General features: G+C 61.4%; 13 protein-coding genes. 5 read left to right on the top strand and 8 right to left on the bottom strand.

The window, feature by feature from the left end:
* Nucleotides 1–77 precede the first annotated feature (77 nt).
* Nucleotides 78–632: a DUF3332 domain-containing protein gene (locus tag G5306_RS07160; RefSeq protein ID WP_421312634.1), complete on the top strand. Its 555-nt coding sequence runs from the start codon at nt 78–80 to the stop codon at nt 630–632.
* Between the two features lie 87 nt (nt 633–719).
* Nucleotides 720–2,093, top strand: a complete 1,374-nt coding sequence (locus G5306_RS07155; RefSeq protein ID WP_337072390.1) for an HD-GYP domain-containing protein — start codon at nt 720–722, stop codon at nt 2,091–2,093.
* Between the two features lie 77 nt (nt 2,094–2,170).
* Here the strand turns inward: G5306_RS07155 and G5306_RS07150 are convergent, their stop codons facing one another.
* The 6 genes from G5306_RS07150 to G5306_RS07125 all read right to left on the bottom strand — a co-directional run bounded on the left by G5306_RS07150 (nt 2,171) and on the right by G5306_RS07125 (nt 8,006).
* On the bottom strand, nt 2,171–3,229 hold the full coding sequence (locus G5306_RS07150; RefSeq protein ID WP_421312633.1) for an FUSC family protein: 1,059 nt from the start codon (nt 3,227–3,229) through the stop codon (nt 2,171–2,173).
* 62 nt (nt 3,230–3,291) lie between these two features.
* Nucleotides 3,292–5,055: a bifunctional molybdopterin-guanine dinucleotide biosynthesis adaptor protein MobB/molybdopterin molybdotransferase MoeA gene (locus G5306_RS07145; protein WP_421312632.1), complete on the bottom strand. Its 1,764-nt coding sequence runs from the start codon at nt 5,053–5,055 to the stop codon at nt 3,292–3,294.
* Nucleotides 5,052–5,696: a molybdenum cofactor guanylyltransferase MobA gene (gene mobA / locus G5306_RS07140; protein WP_421312631.1), complete on the bottom strand. Its 645-nt coding sequence runs from the start codon at nt 5,694–5,696 to the stop codon at nt 5,052–5,054. The genes G5306_RS07145 and mobA overlap by 4 nt, the downstream gene beginning before the upstream one ends.
* Nucleotides 5,668–6,363, bottom strand: a complete 696-nt coding sequence (locus tag G5306_RS07135; protein WP_270905921.1) for an energy-coupling factor ABC transporter ATP-binding protein — start codon at nt 6,361–6,363, stop codon at nt 5,668–5,670. The genes mobA and G5306_RS07135 overlap by 29 nt, the downstream gene beginning before the upstream one ends.
* 34 nt (nt 6,364–6,397) lie before the next feature.
* Entirely contained in the window at nt 6,398–7,099 is a 702-nt protein-coding gene (locus tag G5306_RS07130; RefSeq protein WP_421312630.1) for an ABC transporter permease, read from the bottom strand.
* A gap of 64 nt (nt 7,100–7,163) precedes the next feature.
* Nucleotides 7,164–8,006 (bottom strand): substrate-binding domain-containing protein, encoded by an 843-nt coding sequence (locus G5306_RS07125; protein WP_201997972.1) that lies wholly within the window; start codon nt 8,004–8,006, stop codon nt 7,164–7,166.
* Between the two features lie 251 nt (nt 8,007–8,257).
* Here G5306_RS07125 and G5306_RS07120 point away from each other — a divergent pair, with 251 nt between their 5' ends.
* Together G5306_RS07120 and G5306_RS07115 are read left to right on the top strand one after the other, a co-directional pair.
* A complete protein-coding gene (locus tag G5306_RS07120) occupies nt 8,258–9,613 on the top strand; it encodes a sigma-54-dependent transcriptional regulator (protein ID WP_111900509.1) in 1,356 nt (451 codons plus the stop codon).
* Between the two features lie 25 nt (nt 9,614–9,638).
* Entirely contained in the window at nt 9,639–11,741 is a 2,103-nt protein-coding gene (locus G5306_RS07115) for a sensor histidine kinase (RefSeq protein WP_421312629.1), read from the top strand.
* A gap of 80 nt (nt 11,742–11,821) precedes the next feature.
* Here the strand turns inward: G5306_RS07115 and G5306_RS07110 are convergent, their stop codons facing one another.
* Nucleotides 11,822–12,688: a helix-turn-helix transcriptional regulator gene (locus G5306_RS07110; RefSeq protein ID WP_005312265.1), complete on the bottom strand. Its 867-nt coding sequence runs from the start codon at nt 12,686–12,688 to the stop codon at nt 11,822–11,824.
* A 15-nt stretch (nt 12,689–12,703) separates the two neighbouring features.
* Nucleotides 12,704–13,561: a formate dehydrogenase accessory sulfurtransferase FdhD gene (locus G5306_RS07105; protein WP_421312628.1), complete on the bottom strand. Its 858-nt coding sequence runs from the start codon at nt 13,559–13,561 to the stop codon at nt 12,704–12,706.
* 224 nt (nt 13,562–13,785) lie between these two features.
* On the opposite strand from G5306_RS07105, the gene G5306_RS07100 reads away from it, so the two are divergent.
* On the top strand, nt 13,786–14,553 hold the full coding sequence (locus G5306_RS07100; RefSeq protein WP_421312627.1) for a hypothetical protein: 768 nt from the start codon (nt 13,786–13,788) through the stop codon (nt 14,551–14,553).
* Nucleotides 14,554–14,677 lie beyond the last annotated feature (124 nt).

The following is a 14,677-nucleotide window of genomic DNA, read 5'->3' as shown; positions in this document are numbered from 1 at the left end:
GCCATTGTGAATTGTCCTCTTCTGGCCCCTTGATTAGGCTTGCCGCCTCATTTATTTCAGAGCAGGAACAGAACAAGATGGCATTACAACAGAAGGGGCGGGCAATGGCCCTGCTGGTTATGGTCGCGAGCATGGGGCTGGGCGGCTGTATGGGGCAGATGGGGCTTTCCGGCATGGTCACCAAGGGCAACCTGAGCGTGGTGGATAACCGCTACGCTCGTGCCGGGGTCTTTATGCTGCTCTCCCCTGTCTACGGTCTGGCCGCGACCGCTGACCTGTTCGTCTTCAATACCATCGAGTTCTGGTCTGGCAAGAACCCCATCACCGGCAAATCTCCGGCTGTGGTGGACATGAAAGCCGATCCGGTAATCAAGGTGAACCAGCACCTCGACCCTTCTCTTCACAAAGTGCCGCTGGCCATGCTGCCGCAAGGGGTGCGTGAGGTAGAGATCAGCTATCCCGACGAGCATACCGCCCAGATGGAGGTGCACTATCTGGATGGTCGCAGCAGCATGATGCGTGGCGAGAAGCGCGGCGAGCTGATGGATATCTACTTCGACGGTCGCTTCGTCTCTACCCTGAGCCGTGCTGAGCTGGAAGAGCGGGTGAATCAGGGCAAGGCTGCTGCCTAAATTCAACTGAATCCAGATCTATCCGGCACCAGATAGGGTATACATAAGCAGCTGGCAAAATCGCCATGATGTCTAAGGGAGTAGACTATGACGGTGAATGGATTGCGATTGGCGGAGTTGATTGGTTCCCTCAGTCATGCACTCGACATGACCGAGGGGCAACCAAGAGGGCATTGCATTCGCTGCTGCTGGATAGGTTCCCGTCTGGGGGAGCGGCTGGGACTGGATGCCCGGCTGCGCCATGATCTCTACTACACGCTCCTGCTCAAGGATCTTGGGTGCAGCAGCAATGCTGCCCGCATCTGCGAGCTCTATCTCACCGACGATCTTCACTTCAAACGCGATTTCAAACTGGTGGATGGCTCCCTCTCCGAGGTAGTCAACTTTGTGCTGGGCCACACCGGCTTGCAGGCGGATCTGCTGGGACGTTTTCGCAGCCTGTTTCATATCTTTCGCAACGGTGACCAGATTGCCAACGAACTGATCCAGACCCGCTGTCATCGGGGGGCGGATATTGCTCGCCAGCTGCGTTTCAGTGACGAGGTGGCCGATGGCATCCTCTCCCTTGATGAACACTGGAATGGCAAAGGTCGGCCCCTGCAACTGGCTGGCGAGGCGATCCCGCTCTTCTCGCGCATTGCCCTGCTCTGTCAGGTGGTGGATGTGTTTCACGCAGCCGCAGGCCCGGATGCGGCGCTCAAGGAGCTGCGCGAGCGCAGCGGCAGCTGGTTTGATCCGGCACTGGTTCGCGAATTTGAAGCGCTGGCCGACGAGGAGTTCTGGCAAGGGCTGGCCGATCCCCGGTTGACCGAGTGGGTGCTGGTCCAACCGGCCGGACAGGGGGAGGTAGCGCTGGATGAAGATTATCTGGACGAAATCGCGGCTGCCTTCGGGCAGGTGGTGGACTCCAAAAGTCCCTACACTGCGGGTCACAGCGGCAGGGTGGCGCTCTATACCGATATTCTTGCCACCCAGATGGGGTTGTCCGAGTCGCGTCGACGCTGGCTCAAGCGGGGCGCCTTGCTCCATGACGTGGGCAAGCTCGGGGTGAGCAACGCCATTCTCGACAAGCCGGGCAAACTCGATGCACAGGAGTGGGCGGCGGTGCAGATGCATGCCGCCTACACCGAGGAGATCCTGAGCCGTATCGGTGTCTTCGAGGAGCTGGCGAAAGTGGCGGGCGCCCACCATGAGCGGCTCGATGGCAAAGGCTACCCCAAGGGGCTGAAAGGGGACGAGATTACCCTTGAGACGCGCATCATCACCACAGCCGACATCTTCGATGCCATCACCGCCAAGCGCCCCTATCGCGGCGCCATCCCTGTGCCGCAGGCGCTGGAGATGATGGCGGAGAATCTGGGCACCGCGATAGACCCCGACTGTTTTGCCGCCCTGCAGGCAGGTATTCAGGATTTCTCCCTCTACCTCACCACCGAGCAACCGCTGGCCAATGCCAGTTAAGATTTGCTGCCTTCATGGTCCAAGCGGCCAGTCAGATAGCAAAACGCCCCGCAACTGCGGGGCGTTTTGCATTGGGCCTAGTCGGGCTGCTTGCGATGGGGCGGGGTGAGGATCAGCCCCAGCAGGCGGCGCAGGTGGGTGAGCTGCTCGGTCAGTTGCACGTTGAGCCAGAGGTAGCCATTGATGGCCGCCTCGGTATTGGGGGGGAGCGATACCTGGGTTGCTACCTCGTGCAGGCGGACGATGGCGGCATCCGCGCCACGCCCGTCACCGGTTTGCATCATCAGGGCAAGCTGGTTGATCGCCTCCTCGGTGGCCAGATGGCAGGCTTGCAGCGCAGCCGTGCTCTGCATCAGGAAGTGGCTCTCCCGATCGTTCCAGTAGGTGTTGGCCAGCATCTCAAGAGTGCAGAGGGTGTTGCGCATGGTGACCTGCACCGCATCAAACAGGGCGACGCTGTGGCGCGTCTCCTTGGCCGCCGGGGCCAGCAGGGCCCGCAGTTTGCCGGTCTGTGCCAACAGCTGGGAGAGATTGTGCTTGAGGCGCGGGCGCTCCAGCACATTGGGGGAGAGGTGAGTGTGATAGAGCCGCCCCGACTGCTGCAGGATCTGGTGCAGTTGCAGCCGCCAGTGGCTGTAGGCCCGCTGGGGGTAGATGCTGCAAAAGAGCAGTGCCAGCAGGGAGCCCAGTATCACGTCGGCACTGCGCCACAGCGCCGTCTCTATATCCCCCGGCATGGCCCCCATGGTGACTCCCAGGGTGATGCCGATCAGCAGCCCCACATAGGGGCGCTTGCCGAGGGCCAGATAGCCGCAGAGAAACATGATGCACCCGCACCAGATCAGGGTAAGCGGTAGCGAGTAGATCTCGAGATAGAGCGCCACCACCCCGCAACTGGCGCCGAAGATGGTGCCCACCACCCGCTGCAGGGCGCGGGAGAGCACATTGCCCCAGAACGAGATGGGGCCCATCACCACCACCAAGGTTATCAGCGGCCAGGTGCTCTCCGGCAGTTTCAGCTCGCGGGTCAGCAGAAAGGTGAGCATAAAGGCGAGCGCAATGCGCAGGCCATGGACGATCCGGTAGCGGCCATAGACCAGCAGATCGAGTCGGGAGAGGGGGGCATCAAGACGCACGGTCTGCCTCCTGTCAGGTGGGGGACGGGGCGCCGTGCATCCGGCCAACGCCCCGTCGGGATTTAGGCCAGTCGTCCCTGCAGGGGGTGGATCCAGACCCGCTCGCCAACGGCGATCCCGGGTTGATCCGGTACGATTTCAATCAGGCAGTTGGCATCGGCCATGGAGCTGAGAATGCCGGAGCCCTGTGGCCCTGTGGTGCACACCCTCAGCTGGCCGTTACGGTCCTGATGGAAGATGCCGCGCAGAAACTCGGTGCGCCCCGGGCGGCTCTTCATCTTCTCGTCCGCCAGTGCCGAGAGGCGCAGCGGCTGCCACCGCTTGCCCTGTAGGCGGGCGATGGCAGGCTCGACAAATTGCAGTACGCAGATCATCGCCGCCACCGGATTGCCCGGCAGGCCGAAGAAGGGGGTCTGCCCCAGCTTGCCAAAGGCGAGCGGGCGGCCCGGGCGCATCTGGATGCGCCAGAAATCGATCTGGCCGAGCTCTGCCAGCACCAGCTTGATAAAGTCGGCGTTGCCTACCGAGACCCCGCCCGAGCTCAGCACCAGATCGGCGCTGGCGGCGGCCTGCTCCAGCTGCTGGCGCAGGATGGTTTTGTCATCGGGAATGATGCCAAGGTCCATCACCTCACAACCGGCGGCGCGGATAAGGGCCATCAGGGTGAAGCGGTTGCTGTCGAAGATATGGCCGGGGGCGAGCTGCTCGCCCGGCGCCTGCACCTCGTCACCGGTACTGAACAGCGCCACTTTCAGCGGGGTGCGCACGCAGAGCGATGCCTGACCGAGTGATGCCGCCAGCCCCAGCTGGGGGGCGCCAAGCCAGGTACCGGCCGGGATGGCGACCGCACCTTTGGCGAGATCTTCCCCGGCGAGGCGCACATTCTGCCCTGCGCGGATCGGTGAGGTGACCGTGACCCACTCACCTTCAATCAGCGTCTCTTCCCGCATCACCACAGTATCTACCCCGGGGGGCAGCGGAGCGCCGGTCATGATCTGCACCGCCTGACCGGCCAGCACAGGCTCGTGGCGCTGCTGGCCCGCCAGCACTTCCCCCACCAGTTGCCAGCGACCGGCGGCGAGATCGTCGCTGCGAAGGCCGATGCCATCCATCGCCGAGTTGGCATGGGGCGGCACATTGATGGGGCTTATCAGATCTGCGGCCAGCACGGCGCCGTGGCACTGGGCCAGTGGTTTTTCGGAGCAGGCCGTGCTCGGGGTGAGGGCCGCCAGAATGGCGTTGCGGGCCGCCTCGACCGAGAGAAAGCCCTTGCCCGCCTCCGGCTCCTTGCTCTGGCAGCCGTCAAGCCAGCGGCAAACGAAGTCGGCGATAGCCGCCAGATCGTTGATATCGAGTCGGGGCAGGCTTGTCTGCTGTTGTTCGCCACTCTGTTGGGGCTGATCGCTGGCCAGCGCGATGATGTCGCTGTCTTCGGGGAAGAGCAGCGGCTTGCCAATCTCGGCGCGGTGCAGCTCGATTTTCGGGAAGTGTTCGTGCTTGAACCCCTCGACCAGCAGCAGATCGAGCTCTGTCTGATCGAAGCTGGCCAGCAGCTGGCGAAAATCGGCTTCGGCCAGTTCCGTCTCAATGATACGGGCATGACGACGGCGGGAGGCAACCATCATCTGTCGGGCACCCGCCTTGCGCAGGCGATAGCTGTCTTTGCCCGGCTGGTCGATATCAAAGTCGTGGTGGGCGTGCTTGAGCACCCCGATGCGCAGGCCGCGATCCACCAGCAGGGGGATCAACTGCTCCAGCAAGGTGGTCTTGCCGGTGCCGCTCCAGGCGGCGAAGCCGAGCAGGGGAAGGGTGGGGGCCGGGGTCATGAGGTGACTCCTTGTTGGGGGTCGATAGCCGGGGCAAGCAGACGGGCCTCGTAGGCGGCCAGCTCGGCAGGGCTGTTGAGATTGATAAAGGCATCCGGCTGATCGGCAAAGCTCACCACCGCCATATGGTGGCGGGCAAACCAGATATCGATTTTGCGCTCTCCCTCTGCCAACGCAGCGGTGAGGGAGGGGTGCAGGGATTTGTGCAGCAGGGCCACCACGGGTTGCAACCAGTCGCCGTCGTGGGCCACTACCAGCTCGGTCTGTGGGGTCAGGGCGGCGCGAAAGCGGCTCATCAGATCCAGCGGCAGGGCGGGGCCATCGCAGGGAACGAACAGCACCCAGTCATGACGGGCGGCGGCAAGGCCAGCCTGCATGCCCGCCAGCGGGCCGAGATAGTCGTTGTTGTCATCGCTGATGACCGGGGCCAGCGCCTGATAGCGGGCCTGACTGCGGTTGGCATTGATCAGCACCTCATCCACCTGGGGGCGCAGGCGCGCCAAAACATGGTCGATAAGAGGGCGTCCCGCCAGTGCTACCCATCCCTTGTCTTCGCCCCCCATGCGGGTGGCGCGGCCTCCTGCCAGGATCACTGCTGATACGGCAACGGGATCAGAGTGGCTGTCGCTTTTTGAAGTCATGTCGCTCGATGATTTTTAAAGGGGTCGTCTCTTGCAGCTGGCCACGGGCGAGGGTCCATTGCCGCTCGCACAGGTCGGTCAGGGCGTTGCTCTGGTGGCTGATGACGACCAGGCCGCTGCCATGTTCCCGCAGATCTTGCGCCAATGCGGCCATCAGGGCAACCGAATGTATGTCCAGATTGGCGGTGGGCTCATCCATCAGCAGAAAGGCAGGTTGCAGTGCCCAGGCACGGGCCATCGCCAGCCGTTGCCGTTCGCCACCGGACAAAATGCTGATGTGCTCCCGCGCCAGCCCCTCCAGCTCGACCCGGCGCAGCGCCTCGAACACCCGGATCTCGCTGCCTAGCTGTTTATCCAGCGCCCAGGCCACGTTGTCGTGCACCGTGCGATCGAACAGATAGGGGGTCTGGTGCAGATAGGTGACCCGGCCCGGCCCCAGATCCCGCTTGAGCAGCCGATTGAGCCGCTGCTGCCAGCGCCCCGGCAGATTGGTGTGGCCGCGGGTAGGGGCCAGCAGCCCCGCCAGGATTTTGAGCAGAGTGGTCTTGCCCACCCCGTTGGCTCCATGCAGCCAGATGGCATCCCCCGGTGCGATGGCGAGCCGGTCAATCTCGAACAGCTGGCGCTCGCCAAAGCGCATCGTCAGCTGGTGGGCGGTCAGGGCCATGGGGTACTCCTGTTGATACACAGTGGGGGCATGGTCAGTTCTTCAGATAGCTGTGGCCGCGACACGCCGTCAGCAGCAGGTTGAGCAAGAGGGCGAGGGTGAGCAGCACTATGCCGAGGGCCACCCCCTGGGTGAAGGCCCCTTTCTGGGTTTCCAGCGCGATGGCGGTGGGGATATTGCGGGTAAAGTGCAGGATATTGCCCCCCACCATCATGGAGCAGCCCACCTCTGTGACGATACGGCTGAAGGCGCCGATGATGGCGGCCAGCAGGCCAAAGCGGCACTCGTGCATCAGGCCGATCAGCGCCTTGGGCCAGGAGACCCCCAGGGTCAGGGCGGTCTCCCAGGCGCGCCGGTCGCTCTGGACAAACGCCGCGTGAGCCATGGTGGCGATCACCGGGAAGGCGATCAGCATCTGCCCCACTACCATCGCCTGCTGGGTAAAGAGCAGCTTCCAGTCGCCAAAGGGGCCGGCCCGCGACAGCAGCATGTAGAGCAAGAGGCCAATCACCACGGTCGGCACCGATTGCAGGGTATTGATGCAGGAGAGCCAGAGCCAGCGGCCGGGCAGCGGCAGATAGGCCAGGGCAAAGCCCAGCAGCAAGGCGGGCAGCAACACCAGCAGCAGGGCGATGCAGGAGACGGAGAAGGAGACCCCCACCACCTGCCACAGTTCGGTGTCACCACTGAACAGCAGGGTGAGGGCCGCTAATGTCGTGTCGATCAATGTCGGCATCAGGCGCCTCCCTCAGCGAACCGGGTGAGGGCCATCAAGGTCATCGCAGGGGTCGGGGTTGCCATTATTTCCCGTTGGCATCCGCCACAAACAGCGCTTGACCGGCTACCTTGAAGTCGCCGATCAACTTCTGGCCATGCTCGGAGACCAGCCAGTTCTTCAGGGTGCGCGCCCCTTCGGTGTTGAGGTCCGGGTAGCGCTTGGGGTTGACCAGGATCACCTGATAGGGGTTGAACAGGCGCTTGTCACCCTCCAGCAGCACGGCGAGATCCAGCTTGCTCTGGTAGGCGAGCCAGGTGCCGCGGTCGGTCAGGGTGTAGGCACCGAGCTCCGAGGCCATGGTCAGGGTCGGGCCCATCCCCTGGCCGATGGATTTGTAACCGGCAAACTCGGGTTTAACGTCTGCGGCTTGCCACAGGGTCTTCTCCTTGATGTGGGTGCCGGACTCGTCACCGCGGGAGATAAAGGTCTGGCCCTGTTCCTTGATGGCTTGCAGCCCCTTGGCCGCGTCGTGCAATTTAGCCAGACCCGCCGGGTCTTTCGCCGGGCCGACGATAACGAAGTCGTTGTACATCAGGTGTACCGGCTCGATGCCAAAGCCCGCATCAACGAACTTCTTCTCGGCAGAGGGGGCGTGGGTCATCACCAGATCCGCGTCGCCGTTTTCGCCCATCTTCAGGCTCTGGCCGGTACCGGCCGCCATCACCTGCACCGGATAACCGGTCTCTTTGGTGAACTGGGGCAGCAGCCAGCCCAGCAGACCGGACTGCTCGGTGCTGGTGGTGGTGGCGAGGCGGATCGGCGCTTTTGTGGCATTAGTATCCGCTTCGGCGTGGGCCGCACCGGCGATCAGCAGGCTGGCGGCGAGGGAGAGGGCAAAACGTTTGAGGCTGGTTTTAATCGTCATCGTGATGCAACTTTCAGGGTCGGTGAGAGAGGAAACGACCAAGCAAGCGGGGTGCCAAACTGATTCTGATAACAGAGATTAGCTCTTTGCCCTTAAAAAACAGTTATTTAATGGTGGCAATTAGGTGAGCCGGTTATCGCTTTTAATAATTGGTGTTGGTGATTTTGCTGCGGGAAGGACAAAATGTCCCACAAAGGTTCCGGTTATCGGGACATTCTTCGACCTTACCTGTATTCGAGGTACTTTTTTCCATGACAGCCTCTCCCGGTCTCTGGTCTGCCCTCTCCCTGCTTATCGTTGACGATGAGCCCGGCATGCGCAGTTTTCTGGCCAAGGCGCTGGCCAAGCGTTTCGCCCAGATAGAGACAGCCGCCAGTGTGGAGGAGGCGGAAGCCTTGCGCTGCCGCCTTCACTTCGATCTCATCATCGCCGATATCCGGATGCCGGGACGCTCCGGTATCGAGTGGCACGAGGCTATCGAGCCCGGCACCCGTCGCAGCGACATCATCTTCATGACCGGTTTTGGTGATATGGAGACCGCCCTCAAGGCGCTGCGTCTGGGAGCCTGCGACTTTATCCTCAAGCCTTTCAACCTGGAGCAGATGGTGCAAGCGGTGGACAGGGTCATCGAGCGCCGTCAGATGGAGCGGGAGAACCTGCTGTTGCGTCGGGAGGTGAGCAAGCTGTTCCCGCCCACTCTGATCGGCGACAGCGCCAAGACCCGCGAGCTCAAGACCCTGATCGCCAGAGTGGCCCCCTCCAACGCCGCCGTATTGGTGGAGGGGGAATCCGGCACCGGCAAGGAGCTGGTGGCCCGCGCCCTGCATCAGCTCTCCGGCCGGGTGGGGGCCTTTGTGCCCCTCAACTGCGCCTCTATCGCCCCGGAGCTTCTGGAAAGCGAGCTGTTTGGCCATGTGCAGGGGGCCTTTACCGGCGCCCGCAAGGGGCGTGACGGCCTGTTCCGGGTCGCTCATCAGGGGACGCTCTTCTTGGACGAGATCGGCGAGATGCCCCTTGCCATGCAGGCTTCCCTGCTGCGGGCGCTGGAGCAGAAGGCCATCCGCCCGGTGGGGGCCGAGCGCGAATTGTCGGTGGATGTGCGCATCGTCGCAGCCACCAATCGCAACCTCAAGGCCGAGGTGGAGGCGGGCCGCTTTCGCGAGGACCTCTTCTATCGCCTCAACGTGGTGGCGCTGCCGGTTGCACCCTTGCGGGATCGCATTGACGACATCCCCGCGCTGGTACATCACTTTACCCGCCAGCTCACCGCCGAGATGGGGATGGGCTCCTTGAGCTGGACCCACGAGGATGTGGTGGCGATGCAGGCCTATCCCTGGCCCGGCAACGTGCGCGAGCTGCGCAACCTCATTGAGCGCTGCCTGCTGCTGGGCAAGCCGCCCGCTGAATATTGGCAGAGCGTCAAGCCTGCCGAAGCCGGCGGGAGCGAGGCGGGCTACCCGCTGGAGTGGCCATTGGCGGAGGTGGAGAAGGCTCATATTCTGCAAGTGGTGGCGAGCCATGATGGCAACAAGTCGGCCGCTTCCCGGGTGCTCGGGGTGGCGCGCAAGACGCTGGATCGCAAATTCAAGGAGTGGGCCATCGAATGAGGAAGGCTGATCGGATGGGGTGGCGATGAAACTGACCCTGCTCTCCCGCTGCATGCGCGCCCTGTTGCCCCGTTGCGTGCGCACCAAGGTGCGCTGGCGCCTGCTGTTGCTCACCTCGGTACCCATCATGCTCACCCTGGCGGGCATGATAGGGCTCACCCTCTACTGGACCCTCACCTACAGCTGGCAGAACCTGCTCACCACGGTGCGCAGCGACCTTGGCGTCGCCCATCATGCGGTCAGCGTGCAGCAGCAGCGTCAGGCCGAGCACCTCGAACATCTTCGGGATGCCTGGGCTTTTCAGCTGCGGCTGCGTGAGTCACCAACCCGGCTGGACGAGTGGGTGATGCCGCTGGCGGCCAACTATGGTCTCGATTTTCTGCGCCTGCGTAGCGGCGCCGAGCTTCAGGCTCTGACGGCGCAGGAGCTGACGACCCTGAGTGCCGGACGCAGCGTCAGTCACTTCGTGGTCTGGTCGCAGCAGGAGATGCTCGCCCTCTCCCCGCAACTGGCCAAGCGAGCCGTGCTGTGGCAGCGGGATGGCACCAAAGCGGTGGAGAGCCGGGGGCTGATCAGTCTGTCATTGACGCCTGTGATGGGGCGCGACGGATCCCTTTGGGCCGTGCTGGAGGGGGGGGAGCTGATTAACGGCAGTACCCGGCTGGTGGATGAGATCAAGGGTCAGGTGTTTGCCAAAAACACCCTGCCAGAGGGGAGCATAGGTACGGTCACCCTGTTTCTCGATGATCTGCGGGTGAGCACCAATGTGCCGGTCAGCAGCAGCCGTCAGGTTGGCCGGGCGGTGGGCACCCGGGTCTCGCCCCCGGTGCGCGAACAGGTGCTGGGGCAGGGGGATATCTGGATAGACCGCGCTTTCGTCCACGACGCCTGGTATGTCTCCGGCTACGAGCCGCTGCTGGGGGCCAGGGGCGAACGGCTCGGCATGCTCTATGTCGGCTTTCTCGAGTGGCCCATCATCCGCACCTACCTCACCAATCTGGTGGAGCTGGGCTCCGGCGTGGTGCTGCTGTTGCTGCTCTCCGGCCTGCTGGTCTATCGCGGCGCGCGGGATCTCTTCACCCCCATCGAGCGGATGCACAAGGTGGTGCGGCAGGTGCAGGCCGGGGAGTCGGCCCGCATCGGCCCGCTGGCCCTCGACCCCGATCACGAGCTGGCCCAACTCGGTCGCCAGTTTGACGCCATGCTGGACAGGCAAGAAGCGCACCAGCAGCAGATGGCTCGCAGCGCCGACGAACTGGAGCAGAAGGTGGCCGAGCGTACCCAAAGCCTCGAGCTCAAGACTGCCGAGCTGGAAGATCATATCCATATGCTGACCGAGGCGCGCCAGCAGCTGCTCATCAGCGAGAAGCTGGCGGCCCTTGGCGAGCTCTCGGCCGGGGTGGCCCACGAGATCAACAACCCCTTGGCGGTGATCCTCGGCAACGTGGAGCTGATGAAGCTGGAGCTGGGGGAGGCGGCCGAGCCGGTCAGCGAGGAGCTGGCGCTGGTGCTGGCCCAGATTGAGCGCATTCGTGCCATCACCCGCAGCCTGCTGCAATATTCGCGCCCCGGCGACTACGAGACGGCACCGGTGTGGCAGCACCTCAACCCCATCATCGAGGAGAGCCTGACGCTGGTGCGCTCCGCCCTGCGCCAGCAGCAGGTGGAGCTGGTGGCCGATCTCAGGGCCCAGCAGCCCATCGAGGCGGACCGCCAGCAGCTATTGCAGGTGCTGATAAACCTCTTGGTCAATGCCAGCCACGCGCTGGGGGAGCTGGGGGAGATCCGGGTCGAGAGCCGCGACTGGGTCGATGAACTGGGTCAGCTGCGCGGGGCAGAAGTACGGGTGATCGACAACGGCAGCGGCATCGAGGCGGCCATCATGGACAAGATCTTCGACCCCTTCTTCACCACCCGCGCCACCGGCACCGGGCTGGGGCTGGCTCTGAGTCACCGCATCATCAGTCGCTGGGGTGGGGAGCTCTTGGTGGACTCCACCCCGGGGCAGGGGAGCTGCTTTACCGTGCGGCTGCGCAGCCACGCCCTGCTGCCCAGCGGCAGCGAGCCCGCGAAACTGGAAGGGTGGCGCATCGCCCTCAATGCCGAGGGGCGTGAGACAAGCGATTGATGCTGTTATAAAAAGGCCCGTTATAAAAACAGCCCGTCAACATGGTTGGCGGGCTGTTTTGTCGGTGGGTGAGTGGTTATTTACTGCGGGCTCCACACCAGCTTGCCGCTCTGGGTCAGGTCATAGCCGCCGAGGCGGGCCGCCAGCTCGCGCCCCTCTGGGGATTGCAGCCAGCCGATCAGCTGTTGCAGCAGGGTGCGAAAGAATACCCCCTGCGGCATCACCAGATCGAAACATTCCTGCGACAAGGGCATAAAGCCGAGGCCAAACTCGGTGGCGGTGCTCTGGGCGCCGGGCCCGACATCCGCATCGCCACGGCTGATGGCGGCGGCCAGCTCCCGCTCGCTGTTGACCTCAATGGTGCGCTCCAGCCGGGTCAGCGACTCGCCTTGGGTTTGCAGCCACTCCTGCAGGGCGCGCTGGCTGCCAGCCCCCTCCTGACGCATGGCCCAGCGCCAGTCGAGCGCCTCTTTCGCCTCCTTGGGTTGCAGCCCCTGGCGCAGCACCAGCCCCTGCACCCGCCTGAATCCATGAACGATCACCCATTGCCGGTGGCCCTGATACTGCTGCACCAGCGCCGGGTGGCGCAGGTGCGCCTCCTCGGCCTGCCCCCAGTGGATGGCGCAGAGATCCACATGGCCGCGGGCCAGCATCGCTAGCCCCTGACGGGTGCCGCACGGGGTGTAGCCCACCAGTGCCTGGGTGCCGAGCTGCTGGGCCAAGCGGCTGCTGGCGTAGTGCAGCAGCACGTCGTCTGAACCTGCCAGCAGCAGCCGGTCGTTCATCACCCCCTCGTGGCAGCTGCCGAGCAGCCAGCGATCGAGCAGGGAGCGGGGAAACAGCCACTTGCCGGTCGCCTTGGTGGCGGGGATGCGCGCCTCGTTGGCGAGCTGGTAGACCTTCTTCTCGTTGAGATCGAGGTATTCCGCCACCTGCTTCACGTTCATAAACTCATTCATGGCTTAATCCCGCATCCCGCGACTAGCCGGACTGGGCGCCAGCACCGGCGGCTTCTCGTCCAGCACCATATGGTCGTGGCCGCTGAATACCTCGAAATGGCGCCCCTTGGCGCGGGCAATCATGGTGATGCCGAGCTGGCGGGCGAGATCCAGTCCCATCTGGGTGACGCCGGAGCGCGACAGCAGCACTGGAATGCCCATCTGCGCCACCTTGATCACCATCTCCGAGGTAAGCCGCCCGGTGGTGTAGAAGATCTTGTCGTGGCCAGCCTCGCCGCGCATCCAGAGCTCGCCCGCCAGGGTATCCACCGCATTGTGGCGCCCCACATCCTCGACAAAGGAGAGGATTTCGCTGCCCCGACAGATGGCGCAGCCATGGACTGCACCCGCCATCTTGTAGGTTTCGTTATGGGCCGACAGCGCCTTGAGCAGGGCATAGAGGGTGCTCTGTTTAAGCTCGGGCGCCGCCAAGACCACCCCTTCCAGCTTCTTCATCACGCTGCCATACATGGTGCCCTGACCGCAGCCGGAGGTGACCGTCTTCTTCTCCAGAGACTTGTCGAGATCGGCGGCCTGCTGGCTGCTCACCACGGCGGCGGCCTCGCTCTCCCAGTCGACAATCACCGACTCGATGGCCGCAATATCCTCGATAAAGCCCTGATTTTTCAGATAACCCAGTACCAGCGCCTCGGGGCGGGCCCCCAGTGTCATCAGGGTTACTATCTCCTTCCAGTTGAGGTAGACCGTCAGTGGCCGCTCACAGGCGATTTGGCGGGTGTTCATTGTGCCCTGCTCATCCATCACCTCGACGGCCATGGTGAGCTGGGCGGCGGCATTGCTTTTGATAAAGGTCGGTGTCATGGGCCCCTCGCGACCGGTTGCCGGGATCTAAGGGGAGGGATACAGCAAGTTTTGTTCCAGATTTCTGACTGAAGAATAATATGTTTTAAATTTAAGAGATGTTATTGATGTATATTTTTAAGTTTATTTTTGCAGTGCTGCAAAACTTTATTAATTAGACATTTTTAAGTATGCTCTATGGATGATGATATATGTGTTTAGAATGATTATAGATGGAGGGTATATTGAATTCAATTGAGCGATTTATTCTTGGTCGTTTGCTAAAAAAACCAGCGCCGGAGCGAATACCAAGAAGTGGGGATGATGCCAAAAAAGTTGACTGCTATGTAGTCTACTTTAGATCACGTGATAACTCATGGACATTGCTCTGTCATGAAGTATGCCATGGTGGCGTCACAGGAATGTATTGGGAAAAAAATATGGAGTTTGGAGTTATATCAATTCCATTTTATCTTCTTGGTGAATATGAATTAGATATAACATATTTTTATGGCCCCTATGATTTACGATATGAATCAATTTTTCAATATTTTTATGAAGGGCTCATACCAGTTGACAAGATAAAGATTTTAATAGGAAAAGGGCATCAGTTCCTTTTTAATAAAAAAGAACTGATTCGTTCTGAGAGAGTCGAAGTACTGAAGCTACTTCTTGAAAAAGAGCTAGATAATAATAGCCATGGTTATTGTACAAGTGCTATTAATTTATCTACGTTGTTATATACAGCACGCTGGGTTTTTCATCCAGATAAAAGTCGTCAGTTAAGATACAATGATCTGCTTCTTAAATCTCTTTTATTAAGTGGTGATTTGGAACGCTGTAATAATGGGTTTAAATTGTCACCACAAGCATTAGTTACAATATCTAATTATGAAGAGGAACAGAGGAAACATAGAGAAAATGTTGCACAGGCTAAGGCAATGAAATGGTTAACAGTTGGATTGATGATTGTGGGTGTAATTCAAGCAGTTATCACACTAAGGGGTAAATAGAAACGTAGGTTAGAATAGCGAAGCATATTCGAACGGTCGCGTATTTGAATTGTTGTTTATCTTGCCCGCCTACGCCTAGATGGAACAATCCATCCCGCCTTGGCCCCACTCTTGCTATGTCTTA

Source organism: Aeromonas sp. 603404 (assembly GCF_049171775.1).
Lineage (GTDB): Bacteria > Pseudomonadota > Gammaproteobacteria > Enterobacterales > Aeromonadaceae > Aeromonas > Aeromonas veronii_A.
This window is presented reverse-complemented; position numbering and strand designations above follow the sequence as displayed.

Coding starts and splice junctions, on each gene's coding strand:
- G5306_RS07160 (WP_421312634.1), top strand. CDS start 78: ATGGCATTACAACAGAAGGGGCGGGCAATGGCCCTGCTGGTTATGGTC.
- G5306_RS07155 (WP_337072390.1), top strand. CDS start 720: ATGACGGTGAATGGATTGCGATTGGCGGAGTTGATTGGTTCCCTCAGT.
- G5306_RS07145 (WP_421312632.1), bottom strand. CDS start 5,055: ATGACCCCGGCCCCCACCCTTCCCCTGCTCGGCTTCGCCGCCTGGAGC.
- mobA (WP_421312631.1), bottom strand. CDS start 5,696: ATGACTTCAAAAAGCGACAGCCACTCTGATCCCGTTGCCGTATCAGCA.
- G5306_RS07135 (WP_270905921.1), bottom strand. CDS start 6,363: ATGGCCCTGACCGCCCACCAGCTGACGATGCGCTTTGGCGAGCGCCAG.
- G5306_RS07130 (WP_421312630.1), bottom strand. CDS start 7,099: ATGCCGACATTGATCGACACGACATTAGCGGCCCTCACCCTGCTGTTC.
- G5306_RS07125 (WP_201997972.1), bottom strand. CDS start 8,006: ATGACGATTAAAACCAGCCTCAAACGTTTTGCCCTCTCCCTCGCCGCC.
- G5306_RS07120 (WP_111900509.1), top strand. CDS start 8,258: ATGACAGCCTCTCCCGGTCTCTGGTCTGCCCTCTCCCTGCTTATCGTT.
- G5306_RS07115 (WP_421312629.1), top strand. CDS start 9,639: ATGAAACTGACCCTGCTCTCCCGCTGCATGCGCGCCCTGTTGCCCCGT.
- G5306_RS07110 (WP_005312265.1), bottom strand. CDS start 12,688: ATGAACGTGAAGCAGGTGGCGGAATACCTCGATCTCAACGAGAAGAAG.
- G5306_RS07105 (WP_421312628.1), bottom strand. CDS start 13,561: ATGACACCGACCTTTATCAAAAGCAATGCCGCCGCCCAGCTCACCATG.